The following is a 20,972-nucleotide window of genomic DNA, read 5'->3' as shown; positions in this document are numbered from 1 at the left end:
TTATTTTCTAAAAATGGTGACAGGATCAACTTTTGCGGCTTTTTTAGCCGGAATATAACCTGCGAAAAAAGTAATTACTAGACCAATAACAACGCCTTGCAAATATTTTGTCGGTTCATAATCAATAGGAAAATAACCAATATCACCACCAACATATACTTTTTTCAAGAAAGTTATTAAAACGGTTGCCATAATCATTCCGCCGATAACACCCATGATTCCTATTGTTACCGCTTGTGTCACGAATATTCTAATGACATCTTTTCCTTTAAAACCCATAGCTTTTAAAATAGCGATATCATTAATTTTTTGAGAAACCGTCATGTTTAAAATATTATAAATTCCGAAACCTGCGACTAACAAAATAGTCAGTGAAACAAATGTGATAATCATTTTTCGCATTTTGTTGGCAGCCATTGCGCTTTCGTTTGCTTCTTTCCAGCCTTCTGCTTTATAACCTGTTATATTTGAAATTTTTTCAGCTATTGCTTTTGCTTTTTCTGGATCAACAATATTTACGTTAATATCTGTAATGTAAGACGCTCCTTCTTTCAATAATTGTTGAGAACTGGCTAAATTTACATAGGAATTTGATTTATCAACTTTTGAATTATTGGTTTTAAAAATCCCAACAACTTTATACGTTTTGATGACACTTTTTGAGGAAGTTAAATTGATATTATCGCCAATTTTTGCATTCATTTTTTCTGCAATTCCGCTTCCAATGATAATTCCGTTTGGATTTGATTTTAATAAGTCGAAATTACCTTCAGCCATAAACGATTTGATGTTGTACATCACATTTGCTTCTTCAGGTTTGATGCCAATTGCTAATCCTGAAATTTGTGATTTCCCGTTATTGTAAAAAACATTAACGCTCACTTGAGGAGTCACCACAGTAACTTCGGGCTGTTTTAAAATGGTTTCAGAAATTAACTTCGGATTAATAATTGTATTGTTTGAAGGAACAATTTTTGGGTTAATAATCAAATAATTTTCTTTTGAATTTTTAACTAAAACCTTGCTAATTTCGTCATCTTTATATACTCGAATATGAGATGTTGTTTTAAAAATACTGGCGCTCGAACTCTTATCAAAACCAACTAACATACTATTCATAAAAATATAAATAGACATTCCTAAAACCACACCAGCCGCTGCAACAGCTGTTAATTTTTTGTTGGAAATAATATACGTTTTTGCTATTTCGGTATTGATGTTCATAGCTTATGGTTTTAAAGGCAACAAAACATCTTCTTTAGTGATTCCGTCTAAAATTTCTACATATTCTGTAGAAACTATTCCTGTTTTTACTATAACAGCTTCGTCTTTTCCTTTTACCATTACTTTGTTTCCAAAACCTAGAAAGTTTCTTGGAATTAATAGTGCATTTTTCTTTTCTCCAACTAAAATATTAGCTTCTAATTGCGTTCCATACAGCGAAGTATTTAAAGGTTTATCAAAAATTACTTTACAAATAAACGATTGTGTTTGCTCATCAAAAGCAGCTAATATTTCGCTGATTTTTGCATTATACACTTCGTTTTTATTGGTGTTTAATTGCACAAAAACAGTCTGACCAATTTTTACTTTTCCAATACTATTTTCATCTACATTTAACACGCCTTCTACTTTATTTTCATCTGCGATTACGGCAATCACATCTCCTTTTTTTACATAATCCCCAGAGAATTTAAGCTTTTTAATAATCGTTCCTTTTTGTGGAACAACCAATTTATTATATCCTAGAACTACTTGATTGTTTTTCAATTGATTTTCAGTGTTGATGTAATTTTGTTTGGATTGCTGTAAGACTTGTTGGTATTGTTTTTTTAAAGCATTTAATTGTGATAAGGAATTTTCTGCAGCTAATTGCATGTTTTCATATTCAACTTTGGCAATACTTTGCGAATCGTACAATCTTTTGTAGCGTTCGGCTTGCGTTTTATCTTGCTGATATTTGCTTTCTGCAAACTTAATATTTTGTTGTAATTGTTGTAAAGCTGGAGCATTCTCGGTTAAATTTTCTTTGGAAATAACCACTAAATCTTTAGCTGAAGCGGTATTGTTTTCATTGGTTTTATTGTCAATTGAAGCAATAATTTGGTTTTCAGTTACTTTATTTCCAACATCAAAAGTTGCATTTACTAAAATTCCATCTGTTTGAGCGGTTAAATTATAGGAATTGTCCCATTCTAATTCGCCCGAAGCAAAAACTAATTCTTTAATGTCTTGTACAACAGGCTTTCCTTCTTCTTTTGTTCCACATGAAACCAAAGTAGAAAGTGTTAGTAAAAGAAACAGACTATTTTTCATTTTTAGAATATTTTTAGTTGTTGTTTATCACAATTTTATTTTTTGAGAATCCTATGTTTGCTAAAGCATTTATCATATTTATCTCACTGATTAACAAATCGTTTTGCGAAATTAGAAGTTTATCTAATGGCAAAATTTGTTCTTGATATTGATTGAAGTTTTTTTCAAAAGTGTCTTTTTTTAGCAGATATATTTTTTTGAAATTTTTATATTGCTCAATCGCTTTTTCATATTCAATTTCTAGTTGTTGGTTGGCAAATTCATTTTCTTTTTCGGCATGGTCTGCATTGTTTTTCAATTGATTCAATTGGATTTTTTTATTGTAAACGGTGGCTAATTTTTGCACATTAGTAGGAAAATCCCAAGTAACTTTTAAACCCACATAGTTGAAATTTACCCAATTTGAATTCGCATCAAAATAGTTTACATTACTTAGATTTTGCCAATTAAATGATGAAATAAAAGATAAAACAGGCAATTGTTGCAAATGAGCAATTTTTAAATCTTGTTGCATCATTTGGTATTGTAATTTGTAGTTTTCGCTTTTAAAATTGGAGTTGGTTGCAACCAATTCTTCCCTATTTTCATAATTTGAAAGCTGTTCTGTAAGTTTTAAATCAAATTCATTTTCAAAGAAAAGCGCTAAACTTTGTTTTTGTATTTTTTGGTTTAAGATAAGTTGCGATAATTTATCTTGTAGTGCAATTAAATTAGCTTCTGCTTCATTTACATCTTGTTTTCTTGTAATTCCTTCGTTAAACTTGTTTTGATTGATTAAAACTAAGCTTTCGGCAATTTTGATGTTTTCTTGGAGAATTTTTTTCTGAGCTTCAAACGAAAGTAAGTTAAAATATACACCATTAATTTGATTATAAATGTTTTGCTCGTTGAGTTTGTTTTGATTTTCAACTAATTGTTCGTTGATTTTTGCACTTTTAATCTGGGCAATACTTCCAAAATTTAAAATATCAAATTGAGGTTGTATCGAAAAGGTGCTGGTATATTGTTGTCCCATGGTAACTTCCTTAAAAGTTCCTACAGGTAGTCCAAAGATGGGTCCAGGTAAAAAACTTACCTGTTGTTCAAAATTATTCAGGGATTGAGCGGTTACTGGAATTCTTGGATTTAATATATTTCCTATCGCTGTTTTTTTTGTCAAATTTGCTAATTGTGTTTGTAATGTCGCATTTTGCAAGGCATAATTCTTTTCTTTAGAAAGTTGTAGTACTTCTGGTAATGAATTTACAATTCTTTCTTCTTGTGAAAAACTTGACAATCCACAAAAGATTGAAAAGAACATCAAAAATCCTTTTTTTAAAGGTATAGGAATATTTTCAATTTTTTTCATGGCATTTTCATTTCTGTATTAAAGCCAATAAGTTGTTAATTGTTTTATTGCCTTCTGTAGTGATATCATATTGAAAGTTTGATAATTTCCATTTTAGCATTTGAAAACGAAATGAACCGAGTATAATTGGTAATAAATCTTCGGTTGAAATTTCTGTATTGAATTCGTTGGTTTGTTTTCCTTGTTCAAGTATTTGACCCAACAATTGCATTTTGTTTTGCATCAATTGAAGAATTATCGTTTTAATTTCTTTGGATTCATCCAATAAACCATCTGATAAAACAGCAACAACAAAGTGAGGATTCTTTTTAAAATAGTTGAATTGACTTGTAAAGACTGCTTTGAAATTTTCAGCCGCAGTATTTTGCGGTTTAATTTCTGAGGTTAATCGCTTGTTCATGTTTTGTTTTAATAGCGATAGTAAAGCAATTAAAATTTCTTCTTTCGATTTGAAATGGCGATAAATAGCACTTTCTGAAAAATTCATTTCTGAAGCAACCGTTTTTGTAGTTAAGCCTTTTATTCCTTTTTCAATAAGTATTTTTCCTGAAACCTCAATGATTTCAAGTTGTCTGTTTGATATTTCGTTTGTAATTGTCATAGGTTAGTGAATATTCACACTACAAAGATATGCAAATATTTATTAACTAATAAAAAATCAAATAATTTTAAATTAGTTCAACCAAAAAACCACTAAAACTGCTGGAATAAAGTAAATTACAATCGTTCTTGCACCATCGTAATCTTTTGCTAAACGTTGTCCGAACAAAAGAAAAAGTAACGTAATACAAGACAAAATAGCGCCATAAAATCCTAGACCTCTAATTACTACATCTTGCACTAAATGTTGGATAATTCCAGAAACACATAAAATTCCAGAAACAACCTCTAAAACTAATACAATTCCTAAAGCAAACGGAACTTGTTTAGCAAGAATTGTATTCGCAAAATGACCTGTTAACCATTCTACATTACCTTTCCAATCTTTAATTTTATCATATCCAGATTGTAAAAAAGTGATGGCTAAAAAAGCTAAGACTAAAAGTGGAGCAACTTGTATCATAATTATGCGTTTTTATGGATTAATCGTGTTAGTTTTATAGATAAATCGGTTAGTATGATTTTGCTATTTCCATTTCTTTCAATGTGGTAAATAGCATCTTCTAATTCTTTGTAAATATCTGAAATATTGGCACCATTTACAAACGGAGCAAATTTTTCCAATTCAAATTTTGGTACTTTTGTTTCTAAGAAAACCAAGTCATTCGCTTGATAATTAAGCAGTAAAGCTTGTCTGAAAAAGTGAATGCAATAGTGTAAAAATTGCTTTTGTGTTTCTCTTCCAGTAGATGCAATGTTTTCGCTCCAAGCAATTAAATCGTTAATAGCGGCGGCATTTCCTTTGGCACGAAAAGCACTTCTCACCCATTCCACAAACCATTCGTCAAACGGAAATTCATCGTCTTCTTTTCGTAAAATATGCAAGGCTTTATTATAATTTCCTTCGCTTTGATGCGCGATTTTTTTCGCAACTGTTGGTTCGCAATTTTCACGTGAAACCAAAGCTTCTGCAATTACACTTTCGCTTAAACCAATAAAATCAATCACTTGACAACGTGAAAGAATGGTTTGTAACATATCGCTGGTGCTTTCGGTAATTAAAATGAAAACGGTTTTAGCTGGCGGTTCTTCTAATAATTTCAATAATTTATTGGCTGAAGAACCATTCATTTTATCCGCCATCCAAATGATCATGACTTTGTAACCACCTTCATAAGCTTTTAGCGCTAATTTTTTGTTGATTTCAGTAGCTTCATCAACACCAATTAAACCTTGTTTGTTTTGAATTCCGAGGTTTTTCAACCAATCAAACAAACTTCCATATGGACTTTCAGTTAAAAATTGGCGCCATTCGACCATGAAATTATCACTAACGGCATGACTTTTAACGCTATCGGTTGAAGCAACAGGAAAAACAAAGTGTAAATCGGGATGCGAAAAATGTTCGAATTTTAGGTTACAAGTGGTGTTTTCACCTACATTTTCTCCGCCAACATTGCCACACAAAATATATTGCGCATAGGCAATCGCCATCGGAAGTGTTCCACAACCTTCAGGGCCAACAAACAATTGTGCGTGCGGAATTCTTCCGGCTTCGGCACTCTTAGTTAAGTGATTTTTAATATGTTCCTGTCCTAAAATATCTTTGAAAAGCATGGAACAAACCTAATCAAAAATTACCAAAATTGGTAGAAAAGAAATCAAAAAGTTGGTTTTAGAAGAATTTAAAAAAATGCAAAATATGATATTTGTTATAAAGATTTAAAATACAATAAATTATATTTGCATTCGCTCAAATTAAAATTCGATATAAATGAAAACACTTAACGACTTCAATTTCAATAACAAAAAAGCAATTATTCGAGTAGATTTTAACGTGCCTTTAGATGAAAATTTTAAAGTAACAGATGCTACTAGAATTGAGGCAGCAAAGCCTACAATTGATAAAATTTTGAAAGATGGCGGAAGTGTAATTTTAATGAGTCACTTAGGAAGACCAAAAGGAGTTGAAGCGAAATATTCGTTACAACACATTGTTTCAAAAACGGAAGAAATTTTAGGTCAAAAAGTGCATTTTGCTTCGGATTGTATTGGAGAAATTGCTGAAAATGCAGCAAAAAATCTTAAACCGGGCGAAATTTTATTATTAGAAAACTTACGTTTTTATGCCGAAGAAGAAAAAGGAGATGTTGAATTTTCTAAAAAATTAGCTTCTTTAGGTGATATTTATGTGAACGATGCATTTGGAACAGCGCACAGAGCACATGCTTCAACTACAATTATTGCGCAATTTTTTCATGATGCGAAATGCTTTGGTTATTTGTTAGCTAAAGAAATTGAAAGCATCGAAAAAGTATTGAAAAATTCAGAAAAACCAGTGGTTGCGATTTTAGGAGGAAGTAAAGTTTCTTCAAAAATCACGGTGATTGAAAATATTTTAGATAAAGTAAACCACATGATTATTGGTGGTGGAATGACCTTTACGTTCATTAAAGCTTTGGGTGGAAAAATCGGAAATTCTATTTGCGAAGACGACAAATTAGAATTGGCTATCGAAATTTTAAAACAAGCAAAAGAAAAAGGCGTTCAAATTCACTTACCTGTGGATGTTGTGGCTGCTGATGCTTTTTCAAACGATGCCAATACGCAAGTGGTGGATGTTAAACAAATCCCAGACGGTTGGCAAGGATTGGATGCAGGTCCAAAATCATTAGAAATTATCAAACGAATTATATTAGACTCAAAAACAATTCTTTGGAATGGTCCATTAGGAGTTTTTGAAATGGAAAGTTTTGCTAACGGAACCATTTCGTTAGGAGAATATATTGCAGAATCTACTGCAAATGGTGCTTTTTCACTTGTAGGTGGCGGCGATAGCGTTGCGGCTGTAAAGCAATTTGGATTAGAACCAAAGATGAGTTACGTTTCTACCGGCGGTGGAGCGATGTTAGAAATGCTGGAAGGCAGAACCTTACCTGGAATTGCAGCTATTTTAGATTAAGAATACAATAAAACGTTGGTTATTAAGTTATTAATGATTAACATGCCCCAAAAAAACAAAAAACAGAATGAAAAAAACAATTATTATAACATCCCTTTTTCTGTCGCTTTTTAGCTTTGCGCAGGAAACTGCAGAAAAAGAAAATTTACTTCCGTTGCCTAAAATGTCCTACTTGGATTCATTGAAGACAACGTTTGTAAATCATAGCACGAGTAATTGTATCGATGAAAGATGGTTGACGGAATTAGCGAGCACTGAGTTATCTGACAACATGTTTTCTGATATTGCAGATATTAACATTGATTCAGAAGTAAGTTACGACTTATCTACAGAATTACTAAAAAAGCGTTTGGCAAAAATGGATGCTAAATCGCCTTTCAATATTGAATATAATCCAGCTTTAGAAAATACTATTAAAGCCTTTTTAAAAAATCGACCAAAAGCTTTTGAGCGATTAATGGCGGTATCAGAATATTATTTTCCAATGTTTGAAGAGCATTTAGCAAAATACAACATTCCGTTAGAGTTGAAATATTTGGCTATTGTAGAATCAGCATTAAATCCAAGAGCGAAATCTCGTGTTGGCGCTTCAGGTTTGTGGCAATTTATGTATCCAACAGGAAAACAATACAATTTAGAAGTTACTTCGTATGTAGATGAGCGTTATGATCCGTTAAAAGCGACTGAAGCTGCTTGTCAATATTTATCAAGTTTATACGGAATTTTTGGAGATTGGAGCATGGTTTTAGCAGCATACAATTGTGGACCAGGAAACGTTTCAAAAGCAATTCGTCGTTCGGGTGGAAGTCAAAATTATTGGAACATTCGTAAAAATTTACCAAAAGAAACTGCGAATTACGTTCCAGCCTTTTTAGCTACTTTTTACATTTACGAATTCAAAAAAGAACATGGAATTCAGCCTAAAAAAGCACCGGTTACTTACTTTGAAACCGATACTATTATGGTAAAAAAACAAATGTCGTTCAAACAAATTTCTGATTTATTAGATATTCCTGTTGATCAATTGGAGTTTTTAAATCCGATTTATAAATTAAAAGTTATTCCTTTTGAAGCGGATAAACCTCATTATTTACGTTTACCGAAAAATAAAATGGGAGTTTTTGTTTCGAATGAGGAGAAAATTTACGCGTATTTGAATTATCTGGAAACGTATAAAGAAAAAACAAAAACTGAATTTATTGCTTCAACATCAAAAGATTCAATAGCTTCTGGTATAGATTCGACTTCAACGGTTGTAAACAAGCCTAAATTTGAACGAAAAACACAGTTTCACACCATTAAAAGCGGTGAAAGTTTAGGTAAGATTGCTGATAAATACAATGTTTCTATTTCCGAACTTAAAAAATGGAACAATATAAAAGGAAATAATATTCAGGCAGGAAAAAAATTAAAAATTTATTCCGACAAAAAAATAATTGCTAAAACCGAGTCTAAGTCTAATAACGACGGGACTTATACGGTTAAAAGCGGTGATTCGTTATTCTCGATTTCAAAACAGTTTCCAGGCGTTTCCATTGATGATATTAAAAAATGGAACGATATTAGCGGTGATAATATACAACCTGGAATGAAATTAAAAATTAACGGATAAAATGTAATCTACACCATGAAAAAATTAGCTGTTCTAACGTTTGTTGCCCTATCGTTTTTGTCTTGTAAAGAAACTTCTAAAGAAGAAACCCAAGCCATACTTTCTGAGTCCAACGGAAAAATCAATAATGTTTCGATTATCATTGATGACAATTTGTGGAATGGAGAAATTGGAGATAGTATTCGTAAAAAATTTGCTGCTCCAGTAGATGGTTTACCGCAAGAAGAGCCGTTGTTTACTTTAAATCAATATCCAACAAAAGTTTTTGAAGGATTCGTTCGTAAGAGCCGCAATATTATTGTTGTAAAAAAAGGGAAAGAAGCTGGATTTTCTTCGAACACTAATAAATTTGCTAAACCACAAAATGTGTTTTTTATTTCTGGTACAGATACAGAAGATGTATTAAACGTTCTAGAAGAAAAATCAGCCGAAATTATTAAAACTATTAAAGCTGCTGAGGTTACTGAGAATCAAATTCGAATGAAAAAATCATTGGTTTCAGATGCTCAAGTTCAGAAAATGTTTGGTGTTAGCTTGCAAATTGGTTTTGGTTATAAATACGATATGGTCAAAGACAATTTTATTTGGTTACGAAAAGAATTTAAATCAGGTTATAACAGTATTTTAATTTATCAAGTTCCAATTGAAAAAGTAGAAAAAGATAACAATATCATTGCCAATATTACTGTAATGCGAGATGAAATTGGACAAGCTAATATTCACGGGACATTACCAAACACTTGGATGATTACAGAAGCAGCTTATGCTCCTTATTTGTTTGACGTAACAGTTGCAGGTAAAAAAACGTATTTAACCAAAGGAACTTGGGAATTAAAAAACGATTTCATGGCGGGACCTTTTGTTAATTACGCCATTAAAGACACTAAAAACAATCGTTATTTAATTTTAGAAGGATTCACTTATAATCCGTCAAAATCGAAACGTGATTTGGTTTTCGAATTGGAAGCGATTATTCAATCAGTTAAGTTTTTAAAATAATATCAAGTTCCCTTCATAGGGAACTTCTTTTTTATCATGGAAATAAAATTCAAAATAAAGCGATTTAAAGAACTTTCTACGGTTGAACTATATTCTTTGCTTCAGCTTCGCTCAGAAGTGTTTGTGGTAGAGCAAAATTGCGTTTATCAAGACATTGATGGCAAAGACGAGAAAGCACTTCACGTTTTAGGGTATTATGACGGAGATTTGGCTGCATATTCTCGTTTGTTCAACAAAGGATATTATTTTGAGGAAACTTCGATAGGAAGAGTTGTGGTAAGCCCAAAATACCGTGATAAAAAATTCGGTCACGATTTAATGCGCGTTTCTATTGAAGCAATTAAAGAAAATTTCAACGAAACCGCTATAACCATTTCCGCTCAAGAATATTTAAAAAAATTCTACGAATCGCACGGATTTATCCAAACTAGCGAAATGTATTTGGAAGACGATATTCCTCATATTCAGATGAAGCGTTCTTAGTTTTTAGTCGCAGTTTTCAGTCACAACTCAACCGCTAGTAACACAGATTATAGGTAATTATAATCAAATACGAACTAAGAAATTCCAAGTTCAGAAATGTAGTTTTACTGCGACTGAAAACCTCAACTGCGAACTTATTTAGAGCTTATAACTAACTGTCAACATTACAATTCTTGGTAACGTGTAAGTGGTGGAACTCGAAATCATAAAATCAGAAAATGAGTTGTTGATTTTAGTTCCATTGTTTAAGTAATTCTGTGCCGAAAGTTCAAATCTAAACGGGTTGTTTTTCTTTTGATAACTCAAATACGCATTTGCAATTCTGAAATCAGTCGCAATGTTGTTGCTGTTTTCGTTGAAGGTTACTTCATAATCAGTTTTAAAATTAAAATGTTTCCAAAAATCGATATCAAAATCAAAACCCAATCGATCTGTAGTCAATTTCGAATTCGTTAATCCTGAAAATTGACTAAATGTTTTGTTATAACTTACACTCGCACTTGGCCATTTTTTGTTGGCTGTTCGTAACTTAATTCCAATACTTTGATTGTTTCTATCGTTGGTTATTGTTTGATTATTTACGGTTTGAATGTAGTTGAACCAAGATAAATTAGCATTTAAGCCCAATCTAAATTTGTGGATTTTTTTATCAATATTTCCATAAGCACGATATGTAGTTTCTGGATTATCAGTAATGGTTGGCGTTGTAAATTGATTGATGCCATCTAAACCAATTTCATTACGAATGGTTCTTACTTTTTTGGTAAAACTTGCATTAGCAAACAACATGATGCCGCGATACATACTGGTTTTGGAATAGTTTAAAGTTGCATTATGAAAACGTTCGTTTCGCAACAACGCATTTCCTCTAAAAACCGAATTATAACTTTGTAGCGTATAACGTTCTAACAAACGATTCGCTTCTGGGAATTCATTCACTAAACGGTAATTGAATTTTAAGTTTTCGGATTGATTGAATTCGTATTCGCTTAACCAACTTGGTTGTAAAAACGTGTTGTTTAACGTATAATTGTTTGCAATTTGCTCGGTTTTCAAATGATAGTAATGGGCATAAATGGCAGGTTTGTTCACCCATTTTCCAATTTTAAACTTATATTCTAAACCTAAATACAAATCGTTTAACAAATAATCCATGTCGTTCCCAAAACCATCGGTAGCAAAATCATTGATAGTGCCATCGGTTAGGTATTGTTTTTCGGTGATTTGTAATTGTGTGGTTCCTAAATTATTTCCAACATTGGTATACAAATGATTGTAATTGTTGATAATCCAATAATGTTTAAAAAGCGCATCAAAACTGCTGTTTTTTACTTTTTTTACTTGCTGAATGTTGTAAAACGAATCATTTTCTAACGGAATTAATCCGGTTAAGAATTCAGTATCGGTAAGCCAAGTATTGATGGGTTTTTGGTTATCGTAACTTTGATTAATGACTATAGTGGTCGTATGTTTAGAATTTACTTGTTTGTGCCATTCTAAAAACTGCTTGATTTGAACATTATCAGCTGAATTTAACGTTTCAAAAGAAGTTTGTTGTCCATCGAGTCTTGAATTTAAAACCGAAGTCATATCATTGGCGCTCGATTGAAATTGACCGTTGTAAAACCATTTCTCTTTAGTGTTGGGCGTGTAGTTTAGTTTTACGTTTCCAATGCCTAAAATCGATTTATTTTCACCTTTATTGATGCGTTCTTCTGAAGTGGCGGTTGTGTTTTGAAGATATTCGATAGAACTTTCGGTTAAAGTGCTGGTAAAAAGTTTAGAAAAAATAGCAAAACCTTCTACGTCTAATTTAGAATTGATTTCTTGGCGAAAGTTCAAAGCGCTAAATTGCGATTTGTTTTCAATGACATCCGTGTTGTCGCTAGCAAAGGAATACAAATCAGTCAATTGTTTTCTTCCTGAAATAAAACTACTAGCACCACCTTGAAAGCGCATCATGTCTTGAAAAGAAAAAGTGCGCTTACCAATGTTGTTGAGGTCGCCAATGAAACTCACATTCGTTTTTGGTGCATAATAAAACAAAGCAGCGTGACCTAAATAAAATCCGTTGTCGTTAGCGACTTCAGCCCCTGCATCAACATCGCCAAAAATGAATTTCTTTTTGTCTTCTTTCAGTTTGATGTTCATCGCCAAGTCTTCAGAATCGGAAACTTGTTTTAGAAAACCTACTTCGTTAAAGTTGTCAATTACTTCTACTTTATCAACTGCATCTGCTGGAATATTTTCAACACCTAATTTAGTTCCACCTCCAAAAAATGATTTGTTTTCTACTAAAAACTTGGTTACTTTTTTGCCTTGAACCGTTACGCCACCGTTTTTATCTACTTCAACACCTGGTAGTTTTTCTAATTGTTCTTTGAGTTTTCGTTCGTTTCCATTGGCAAAGGCTTTTACATCATAAATTAACGTATCTTTTTTTACGATAACGGGTTTGTAATCATAGGTAATAACAATTTCCTTGAGTTGTTGCCCTGTTTCCTTAAGTTTAAAGTGATGTTCCTTTTGCGAAAAATTAGCGGGAAGATTTAAAATTTCTTCTTTAAAACCTAAATATGAAACCCTAACTTCATACGGGACATCTTTTTCTAATTCTAATTTATAAAGCCCCAAATGATCGGCAATAGCAAATTTTAATCCTTGTTTTTCAACTAAAGGTTTGGCAATTACATTGGCATTTTGTAATGGGTTTCCTACCGTGTCCTTTACCGTGCCGGTTAGGGTTTGGGAAAATGTAAAAAATGGAAAAAGTAGGAATAAAATTAAGAATTTTGGCATTTAAAAATTAAAAAGTTGGAGGTTTTGAAACAATTTCATTGAATTCTTCTTGTTTGACAACTTTTCCTTCATTAGGTATACCTATAGGGGTATTCTCTTTTTTTAAATCAATTTTAATGACACCATAAGTTGTATTTCTTTCTTGTAATTCCAGTATTAATCCAGGTAAACCATAATATCCTTTAGGTCCAAAATTAAAAGGAATAGATGGACAATACCACGCAATAATAGGGTATTTGAACTCTCCCTTTCTGTTCTTAACTCTTAGTTCAGAGGTAGCTTTATAACATAAATAGGTTCCTATCATTTTAGATTCATTTTCTAATATCCATTCTGTTTTTGCAGAATAATTTATTACATATTTTCCTAAGTGGTTATTAATCTGCTTTATATTATTGTTAGTTTTAATATTTGTGTAATATATCGTTGAAGCTTCGATAAAGGCTTTTGCAAAATTAATATCTTCATTACTTATCATGTCATTCATTGTAAACAGTGAATTTTCACTATTTATAAGCAAAGAGAATGTAATGTTTTTCACTCCTAACCGTGCTTTTTCATAAAAATCTTTTAAAGTTTCAGAATTTGAAAATCCTTCATCAAATCCAAGGTTAACATTGTAGGTAATTTTTCCCGATTTATTTTGTGAAAACAAATGGAAACAAATGAGAATAAAGAATATAGATATTTTTTTCATGTTAATTAATTTATCCTGTGCCATAATCATGGCACAGGAATTAATGTTTTATAATCCTGTACAAGAGGAATATGCAGCCCAAGCAACATTTCCTGCTTGTGTTTCATTTGCACCATTATCAATTGCAGACTGGTAAGTGTCTAAATAAACAGCATAACATGGCTTTAATATAGTGGCATATTCTTTTTCAATTGGTTTAAGTTCTATTTTTTTCTCTTCAATTTCATTTGCCATCCCAGCAAAAGAAAACGCTACAAGTGCTACGGCACTAAAAATCATTTTTTGCATTTTGTTTAAATTTTTAAAATTAATGTTTTGTTTTTGGATATCCAATTCAAATTTTAACATTTAAAAATGCATTTCCAAATGTCGACAATAACGTTTAACAAAATGTATCAAAAAACCATACGTGTTGGTATGGTTAAAGATAACCTCTGCGTTTTACTTCGCGTAAAATGCTTGTATCATCCGTAATATTTAATCCTTTTTTTATTTTTGCAATCCTTTTTTGAATGGCAACTTCAGTTAATGAAAGTGCGTCTGCAATTTCTCTAATTTTATAACCACTGCTTATTAATTTAACAATTTTGCGGTTGGTTTCTTTAGTGAAAATTTCTTCTTCCCACATTTTGTGGGTTTTTTGTAAAACAGATGTGCTTTTGTACTTGTTCCCTTTTACAACATCTTTAATAGCATTCATTAATTCACTGCCACTGACATCGCTTTTAATTACAATAGCATCAGGTTTTACTCGTTGGTCGAGATCCATCACAGTAAAATCTTCTAAATGCGCAGTAAAAAAGAACGATTTACATAAAGGCATTTTTTCTCGAAGAAACAAACAGAGATCACCACCATTAAAAATCTCATATTCAGGATTACCCGGCATTGAATAATCTAATATTGCTAAGTCAAAAGGTTCATCGGCTTCAGTATGCTTTTTAATTGCTAAAATAGCATCAGTACAATTTAAACTTTCTACAATATGAACGTTTTTTTCACTTTCAAAAGCATACGTTAGTATGGTTTTGAGTGAATCAATCATGTTTTGATGGTCATCTGTAATTAAAACTCTCATAATAAATGGCTTATATTGATAAGCAAATTATTAAAAGTTTTTAATAAAAAAAGCACCTTAGTGATTTTTAACATAATGTATATAAAAACCATACTTTATGTTAAAACGTAATTACTTTTTAGTTTGCTCTGTAGGAGTTACCTCATTTTTAGTAATTAAAAGCTCTACTCTTCGGTCTAAAGTACTACCTTTTTTTAAGGATTGCGTATTGCCATATCCTTTATACGTCATACGGGTTTTACTGATGCGTTTCATCAAAAAGTAATTGTATACTCGTTTAGCACGATTGGTAGATAATTCACGTTTTTTGGTGTCGCGATCAATGGCTTCTTTTTGAAAAGTTGGGGTGCAACAAACATGTCCTTGAATTTCGAAATGAATATTTTTGTATTTGTGTAATTCTAAAGCAATTCGGTCTAATTCTTTCTTGGCTTTGTAGGTTAATTGGCTACTGCCTCTTTCAAATAAAACGTGGTCAAGGTATATTCTATCGCCTACAATTCGGTCTTTTTTAATTGTACTGTAAATCCCAGGAATTTTTAAATCTTCAATTACAACAGGTTTGAAGTTTACTACTACGTCTACTCTTCGGTTTTTAGAACGGGCTTCTGGAACATTGGTTTGCATGTCTTCGTCAAGCATGATTCTACCTTTTCCTTCCAACGTAATGATAATTTTACTTTTAATTCCTTTTTCAATCAGTTTATCTTTAACGGTATTAGCTCTATTGGTAGATAAAGTATAATTGTAAGCATCTTTACCACGATCATCACAATAGCCAAAAATTTGAACGGATTCGATGCGCGTAGTATCAATTTTGCTAACGAAAGCTACCACGGCATTCGCTTGCTCTTCTTTTAAATTGTATTTGTCAAATTCAAAGAATATTGAGTGTACTTCCTCATCTTCTTGAGCAAAAGTTACTAATGAAAAAAGTAAAAATAGTAGGGAAAATAAACGTGTCATCTTATTTTTTTAATATTGATTTGTATTGCGTTTGATTATTTAATAAAGCAATGGCTTTTTCAATTTCTAAGTTTTCTTTTGTGTAAAATTGATATAAACCTTCGCGATATTGGTAACGTGTAATTAAATCTTCCTGAATCAGTTTTTTGATTTGGTTCTTGTTTTTGTCCAATTCTATTTCCTGATTTTTCTCTATAGCCAACTCTAATTGTTTGTATTCATTTGAAATTTGAGTGTCTATTTTTTCTTTTTTAGCGGTTTCAAGCACGTTTTTAAGTGCTTTGTTAGTTTCGGTATCTAAACTGATCTTCTCTTGCTTTAAAAACGCTTTAAAAGCAATAAAATCAGCATCTGAAATGGTAGGAATTCCTGAAACGGTTGGGTTTTTAAAATACCATTGCGTAGCAAAGTTAAAAATTGCATCTGTTTTAACTACAGCATCCGTAATGGTTGCCATTTTTGTTTCTTCAATTTCTATATCTGGTAAAACACCACCGCCATCATAAACGGTTCTTCCTGCTTTGGTTTTAAAAGCATTGAATTCATCTTGAGATTTTTTGATAGCTTTTCCGTTTGCGTCTTTTTTAGAATAGTCTAAAGCCTGAATACATCTTCCAGAAGGGGTGTAATATCTTGAAATCGTAACTTTTACTTGTGTTCCGTAAGACAAATCTAGTGGACGTTGTACCAATCCTTTTCCAAAACTTCTAGTTCCTAAAATCACTCCTCTATCCAAATCTTGAATCGCACCCGCAACAATTTCAGAAGCCGAAGCACTTTTTCCATCTACAATAACTGCAATCGGAATTTCTAAATCGATAGGTTCGTTTTTAGTGCGATATTCTAAATTGTGTTTTGGGTTTTTCGATTTTGTCGTAACAATTAACTCGTTTTTAGGTACAAAAAGATTGCAAATGTTTACCGCTTCGTGCAATAAACCACCTGGATTCCCTCTTAAATCTAAAATTATTTTGGTTGCTCCTTGTTTTTTAAGCTCTAACAAAGCGGCTTTGGTTTCAAAGCTCGCTTTTTCAGTGAATTTCGTTAAAACGATATAACCCGTATTGTCTTTTAAAAGCGAGAAAAACGGAACGGCTTTTATTTCAACATCGTCTAAAACAATCGTTGCATTTTGGGTTTTTCCTTGACGAATATATTGAATTTCAACTTTCGTATTTTTTGCACCACGAAACAATTGCGAAGCGTCTTCTTTGTATTCTTTTAGGCTGATATCGCCTATTTGAATTACCTCATCACCTGCTTTTAATCCGGCTTTATCGGCTGGAAACCCTTTGTAAATTTCTTTTAGAAAAACTTTGCCTTCTTTGCGTTGCACCATGGCACCTATGCCTGTGTATTCGCCCGTATTGTTGATTTTGAATTTTAAAACATCTTGTTCGTTGAAGAAAACCGTGTACGGATCTAATTCTTTCAACATGTTTTTTATGGCGTTATCCATCATTTCACCCGGATTGGTTTCGTCCACGTAATTTTGGTTAACGGTTTTGAAAAGTCCAGTAAAGATTTCAATTTGCTTGGCAATTTCAAAAAAGTCGTTCTTGAAACTAACACCCACAAATAAGAAACCCGCTGCCAGAACAGGAATGATTATTTTTCCTCTGAAATATTTTTTCATGTTGAAGTATTGAATTATACCAGTTTACGAAAGTAAAGAATCTTGAGCAAAAATTAAACCAAAAGTGCAATTTACTTCTGCCTTTCGTTGAATTTTTGAAAAAGTTGGATGGTTTTCTCTTCGATTTCTTGATAAGAAAGACGCTCTTTTGTTTGATAAAAAAACATAAACGCATGCGGTTTTTCTAAATAATCAATCAAAAGATGCTTGTTTAAACGATAGGTTTCGCGCAAAACACGCTTGAAATAATTACGGTCGACCGCTTTTTTGAAGTATTTTTTAGAAACGGAAACACCCATTTTAATCAGTTCCGCATTAGGCTCTGTATTTTCAACATAAACCAAACGCAACGGGTATTTTGAAACTGATTTCCCTTCCGAAAACAACAAGTCAATCGTAGTTTTGCTTTTTAATTTTTCGTGTTTGGGATAAGTGAATTTCATGAAGCAAAGTTAGAAAACTTTAAATTAAGATGTGTATTTAAGTTTTAATTCTTCTTTTAGAATCACAAATTTGTAAAAAGTGAAGTTGGAAATTCCAAATAAAATTATGGTTAGTGTTCTTAAAATTTCATCAGGAAAATAATATTTGTTGATTAAAAACACGCCGATTTGAATCACAAATAAAATAGCGCTTATGAATAACCAATACAATCGTTTTTTGTCTTGAAAAAGGAAATTGAAAGTTGCCATTCCGCCAATGAAAGAAGTTAAAAAGCCATTTATAACCCATGGATAAAAATCCATTTTCACTTCTTTTTCTATCAAAAGTAACGCATACAAATAGATAAAAAAGAACGGAATGGAAGCCAACACTATCGCTAACCAATTTTTATTTTCGATACTTTTATAAACGATGATAAAGATTAAAATCCGATAAGCAAGAGAAATGATAGCTCCAATAAAATTAAAAAAAGGCGTATTTTCCCTAAAGAATAAATAGGCAAAAAAGAACAAAATTAAAGCACTAAAATAAAGCGTACTTTTGATTTTGGAAGCAAGAAAATACATCAAAATAAGAATCGGAATTCGAATACTACCTAACAGGAATTCAAGAACGGGAAATGATTTCAGATTTAAAAATGAAAAGGCAACAACCACTAAAATGTATAGTATTGTTAATTGGGATACCGTTTTATTTTTATCTAAGATTTCCACCTTTTATTTTTATACTAATTTACTAATAATCAGTAGTATATTTTTTATTTTGTAGTTTTATTTTTAAGCCTACAAAAATAAGCATAAAAAAAGCTTCCTCAAACCGAAGAAGCTTTTCTAAATACAAAATCCATTCCTTATTCAGATAAAACCGCATTGCTTATAACTAAACTTTCCTGAACATGAGGAGGAACCAGTTGATAAGAACTAAATTCCAATTTGAATTTTGCTTTTCCTTGTGTTAAAGAACGAAGTGTAGAACCATAATCTTTGAGTTCGGCTAGCGGCACTTCGGAAATAATTTTTTGATAATGACCATCGGTATCCATTCCTTGAATGATGGCTCTTCGGGTTTGTAAATCGCCCATGACGTCACCAGTGTAAGCATCTTCGCAAAGTACTTCAAGCTGATAGTAAGGCTCTAAAAGTTGAGGTCTTGCTTCATTAAAAGCTTCTTTAAATGCATGAGAAGCGGCCAATTGGAACGAGATATCATTACTATCTACTGCATGCATTTTACCATCGTAAATACAAACGCGAATGTTTTGACAATTAGAACCCGTTAATGGACCTTCGGTCATGGATTGCATGATTCCTTTTTTAATGGCTGTGGCATATCGATTGTCGATAGCACCACCCACAATACACCAATAGAAGGCAAATTTTCCGCCCCAAGGCAATTCTTCAATTTCTTTGTTTCGAACGTTTACACCTTGTGGTTCTGGCATATCATCGTAATATGGCTCAATAGTTAAATGAACTTCTCCAAATTGCCCAGCACCACCACTTTGTTTTTTATGACGATATTCTGCTTTAGCAGCTTTAGTTATGGTTTCGCGATACGGCACTTTTGGTTCTTCAAAAATAATTTCGATGTTGTTTTCGCTTTCGATACGATGTTTGATTAAATCCAAATGCAATTGCCCTTGACCATACACTATGGTTTGTTTAAGTTCCGAAGATTGCTCTACTTTGAAAGTTAAATCTTCTTCTTCGATTTGATGTAAGGCTTTAATCATTTTTTCCATATCGGCTAGATTAGCAGTTGTAACCGCTTTTCTGATGCGACTTTCTGGAAATTGCATTTTTCTAACTTTTCTTTCCACACCTTTTGCATTCAACGTATTGTTGGAATGTCCGTATTTCAATCGAACGGTAACTCCTAAATCACCAGCGACTAATTTATCAATGGAAGTTCTTTGTTTTCCCTCTGCTACGAATAATTGGGTTAAGCGTTCGGTTTCTCCGTTATCGGCATTTACCAATTCATCACCAGCATTCAATTCGCCCGAAAGCACTTTGAAATAGGAAACCATTCCCACTTGAGGTTCTGAAAGCGTTTTGTAAATGAAAATCGTGGTTTTGTCAGAAGCATCGCATTTTAATTCGCCACCATTTTCTAGTTTTTTTGCTGGTCTATCTGCTGGAGATGGCGCAATATCATCGATGAATCCCATGATTCTTCCACTTCCCATATCTTTTAATCCAGAAGCACAGAAAACAGGAAATATTTGTTGGTTAGCAAGCGCAATAGTTAATCCTTTTGCTAATTCGGTTTCGTCTAAATTTCCTTTTTCGAAGTATTTTTCCATCAAACCTTCTTCGTTTTCTGCAGCCGCTTCTACTAAGGCGTTATGAAGCGCATTTGCTTTTTCTAATTCAGATGTAGGAATAGGCATTTTTTCAGGTTTTCCACCATTTTCTGGGAAAACATACATCGTCATGCGAAGTACATCAATAATACTATTGAATTTTTCACCTGAATTGTAAGGATATTGAATCGGAATCACTTTGTTTCCGAAACGATTCACCGCTTGTTCCAAAGTAGTTTCGAAATCTGCTTTCGGTTGATCCATTTGGTTGATGACAAAAAAAGCAGGTGTTTGATAATTTTGAACGTATTCCCAAACGATTTCCGTTCCCACTTCTACACCAGAAGCCGCATTCAATAGAATTACAGCGGTATCGGAAACTTTAAGGGAAGAAACTACTTCACCAATAAAATCGTCGAAACCCGGAGTGTCAATGATGTTGATTTTGTTGTTGTGCCATTTAACGTGCATTAAGTGGCTGTATAAGGTGTTTTCTCTTTCGTGTTCTAAATCGGTAAAATCCGAAATGGTATTGTGATTTTCTACCGAACCACGGCGTGGAATTGCTCCACTTTCAAATAACATGGTCTCGATAAAAGTGGTCTTTCCTGATCCTGAATGCCCAAGAAATACCACGTTTCTAATGTCTTTGGTTGCAATGCTCATGACTTTATGTGTTTAAATGAATAACTAATTTTAACTGCATTTTTAGCACATTAAAATTACG

General features: G+C 32.4%; 19 protein-coding genes. 4 read left to right on the top strand and 15 right to left on the bottom strand.

Features of this window, described 5'->3' with window-relative positions; all coding sequences use genetic code 11:
• The 6 genes from BP92_RS0107010 to BP92_RS0106985 form a co-directional block, all read right to left on the bottom strand.
• Entirely contained in the window at window positions 1–1,224 is a 1,224-nt protein-coding gene (locus BP92_RS0107010; protein ID WP_026725411.1) for an ABC transporter permease, read from the bottom strand.
• Between the two features lie 3 nt (window positions 1,225–1,227).
• A complete protein-coding gene (locus BP92_RS0107005; RefSeq protein ID WP_026725410.1) occupies window positions 1,228–2,316 on the bottom strand; it encodes an efflux RND transporter periplasmic adaptor subunit in 1,089 nt (362 codons plus the stop codon).
• Between the two features lie 13 nt (window positions 2,317–2,329).
• Window positions 2,330–3,664, bottom strand: coding sequence for a TolC family protein (locus tag BP92_RS0107000; RefSeq protein ID WP_026725409.1), 1,335 nt, complete (start codon window positions 3,662–3,664; stop codon window positions 2,330–2,332).
• Between the two features lie 7 nt (window positions 3,665–3,671).
• Entirely contained in the window at window positions 3,672–4,265 is a 594-nt protein-coding gene (locus BP92_RS0106995; protein WP_026725408.1) for a TetR/AcrR family transcriptional regulator, read from the bottom strand.
• Between the two features lie 72 nt (window positions 4,266–4,337).
• Window positions 4,338–4,727 carry a DoxX family membrane protein gene (locus tag BP92_RS0106990; RefSeq protein ID WP_026725407.1) on the bottom strand — a complete coding sequence of 130 codons (390 nt, stop codon included), beginning with the start codon at window positions 4,725–4,727 and terminating at the stop codon, window positions 4,338–4,340.
• A gap of 2 nt (window positions 4,728–4,729) precedes the next feature.
• Window positions 4,730–5,881: a DNA polymerase III subunit gene (locus BP92_RS0106985; RefSeq protein ID WP_026725406.1), complete on the bottom strand. Its 1,152-nt coding sequence runs from the start codon at window positions 5,879–5,881 to the stop codon at window positions 4,730–4,732.
• Between the two features lie 157 nt (window positions 5,882–6,038).
• Here BP92_RS0106985 and BP92_RS0106980 point away from each other — a divergent pair, with 157 nt between their 5' ends.
• From BP92_RS0106980 to BP92_RS0106965, 4 genes are all read left to right on the top strand, one after another.
• The gene (locus tag BP92_RS0106980; RefSeq protein ID WP_026725405.1) at window positions 6,039–7,226 is read left to right on the top strand and encodes a phosphoglycerate kinase; all 1,188 of its coding nucleotides are present in this window, start codon (window positions 6,039–6,041) and stop codon (window positions 7,224–7,226) included.
• A gap of 67 nt (window positions 7,227–7,293) precedes the next feature.
• Window positions 7,294–8,838 carry a lytic transglycosylase domain-containing protein gene (locus tag BP92_RS0106975; RefSeq protein ID WP_035693056.1) on the top strand — a complete coding sequence of 515 codons (1,545 nt, stop codon included), beginning with the start codon at window positions 7,294–7,296 and terminating at the stop codon, window positions 8,836–8,838.
• Window positions 8,839–8,853: 15 nt separating this feature from the next.
• Window positions 8,854–9,837, top strand: a complete 984-nt coding sequence (locus BP92_RS0106970) for a DUF4837 family protein (RefSeq protein ID WP_026725403.1) — start codon at window positions 8,854–8,856, stop codon at window positions 9,835–9,837.
• A 36-nt stretch (window positions 9,838–9,873) separates the two neighbouring features.
• Entirely contained in the window at window positions 9,874–10,320 is a 447-nt protein-coding gene (locus BP92_RS0106965) for a GNAT family N-acetyltransferase (RefSeq protein WP_026725402.1), read from the top strand.
• A gap of 138 nt (window positions 10,321–10,458) precedes the next feature.
• On the opposite strand, the gene BP92_RS0106960 is transcribed toward BP92_RS0106965, so the two are convergent.
• The 9 genes from BP92_RS0106960 to BP92_RS0106920 all read right to left on the bottom strand — a co-directional run bounded on the left by BP92_RS0106960 (window position 10,459) and on the right by BP92_RS0106920 (window position 20,911).
• Window positions 10,459–13,119: a TonB-dependent receptor gene (locus tag BP92_RS0106960; protein WP_026725401.1), complete on the bottom strand. Its 2,661-nt coding sequence runs from the start codon at window positions 13,117–13,119 to the stop codon at window positions 10,459–10,461.
• 7 nt (window positions 13,120–13,126) lie between these two features.
• The gene (locus tag BP92_RS16715; protein WP_160169120.1) at window positions 13,127–13,816 is read right to left on the bottom strand and encodes a GLPGLI family protein; all 690 of its coding nucleotides are present in this window, start codon (window positions 13,814–13,816) and stop codon (window positions 13,127–13,129) included.
• A 48-nt stretch (window positions 13,817–13,864) separates the two neighbouring features.
• On the bottom strand, window positions 13,865–14,164 hold the full coding sequence (locus BP92_RS0106950; protein WP_026725400.1) for a hypothetical protein: 300 nt from the start codon (window positions 14,162–14,164) through the stop codon (window positions 13,865–13,867).
• A gap of 73 nt (window positions 14,165–14,237) precedes the next feature.
• Window positions 14,238–14,894, bottom strand: a complete 657-nt coding sequence (locus tag BP92_RS0106945; RefSeq protein WP_026725399.1) for a response regulator transcription factor — start codon at window positions 14,892–14,894, stop codon at window positions 14,238–14,240.
• A gap of 111 nt (window positions 14,895–15,005) precedes the next feature.
• The gene (locus BP92_RS0106940) at window positions 15,006–15,860 is read right to left on the bottom strand and encodes an OmpA family protein (RefSeq protein ID WP_026725398.1); all 855 of its coding nucleotides are present in this window, start codon (window positions 15,858–15,860) and stop codon (window positions 15,006–15,008) included.
• Window position 15,861: 1 nt separating this feature from the next.
• A complete protein-coding gene (locus BP92_RS0106935; RefSeq protein ID WP_026725397.1) occupies window positions 15,862–17,496 on the bottom strand; it encodes a S41 family peptidase in 1,635 nt (544 codons plus the stop codon).
• A gap of 71 nt (window positions 17,497–17,567) precedes the next feature.
• A complete protein-coding gene (gene rnpA / locus BP92_RS0106930; protein WP_026725396.1) occupies window positions 17,568–17,939 on the bottom strand; it encodes a ribonuclease P protein component in 372 nt (123 codons plus the stop codon).
• A 24-nt stretch (window positions 17,940–17,963) separates the two neighbouring features.
• A complete protein-coding gene (locus BP92_RS0106925; protein ID WP_150111884.1) occupies window positions 17,964–18,653 on the bottom strand; it encodes a hypothetical protein in 690 nt (229 codons plus the stop codon).
• A gap of 137 nt (window positions 18,654–18,790) precedes the next feature.
• On the bottom strand, window positions 18,791–20,911 hold the full coding sequence (locus BP92_RS0106920; RefSeq protein WP_026725394.1) for an elongation factor G: 2,121 nt from the start codon (window positions 20,909–20,911) through the stop codon (window positions 18,791–18,793).
• Window positions 20,912–20,972: the final 61 nt, after the last annotated feature.

Origin of the sequence: Flavobacterium sasangense DSM 21067 (assembly GCF_000686885.1) — a bacterium.
GTDB lineage: Bacteria > Bacteroidota > Bacteroidia > Flavobacteriales > Flavobacteriaceae > Flavobacterium > Flavobacterium sasangense.
The sequence above is the reverse complement of the archived record's forward strand: the minus strand, read 5'-3'. Positions and strand labels throughout refer to the sequence as shown.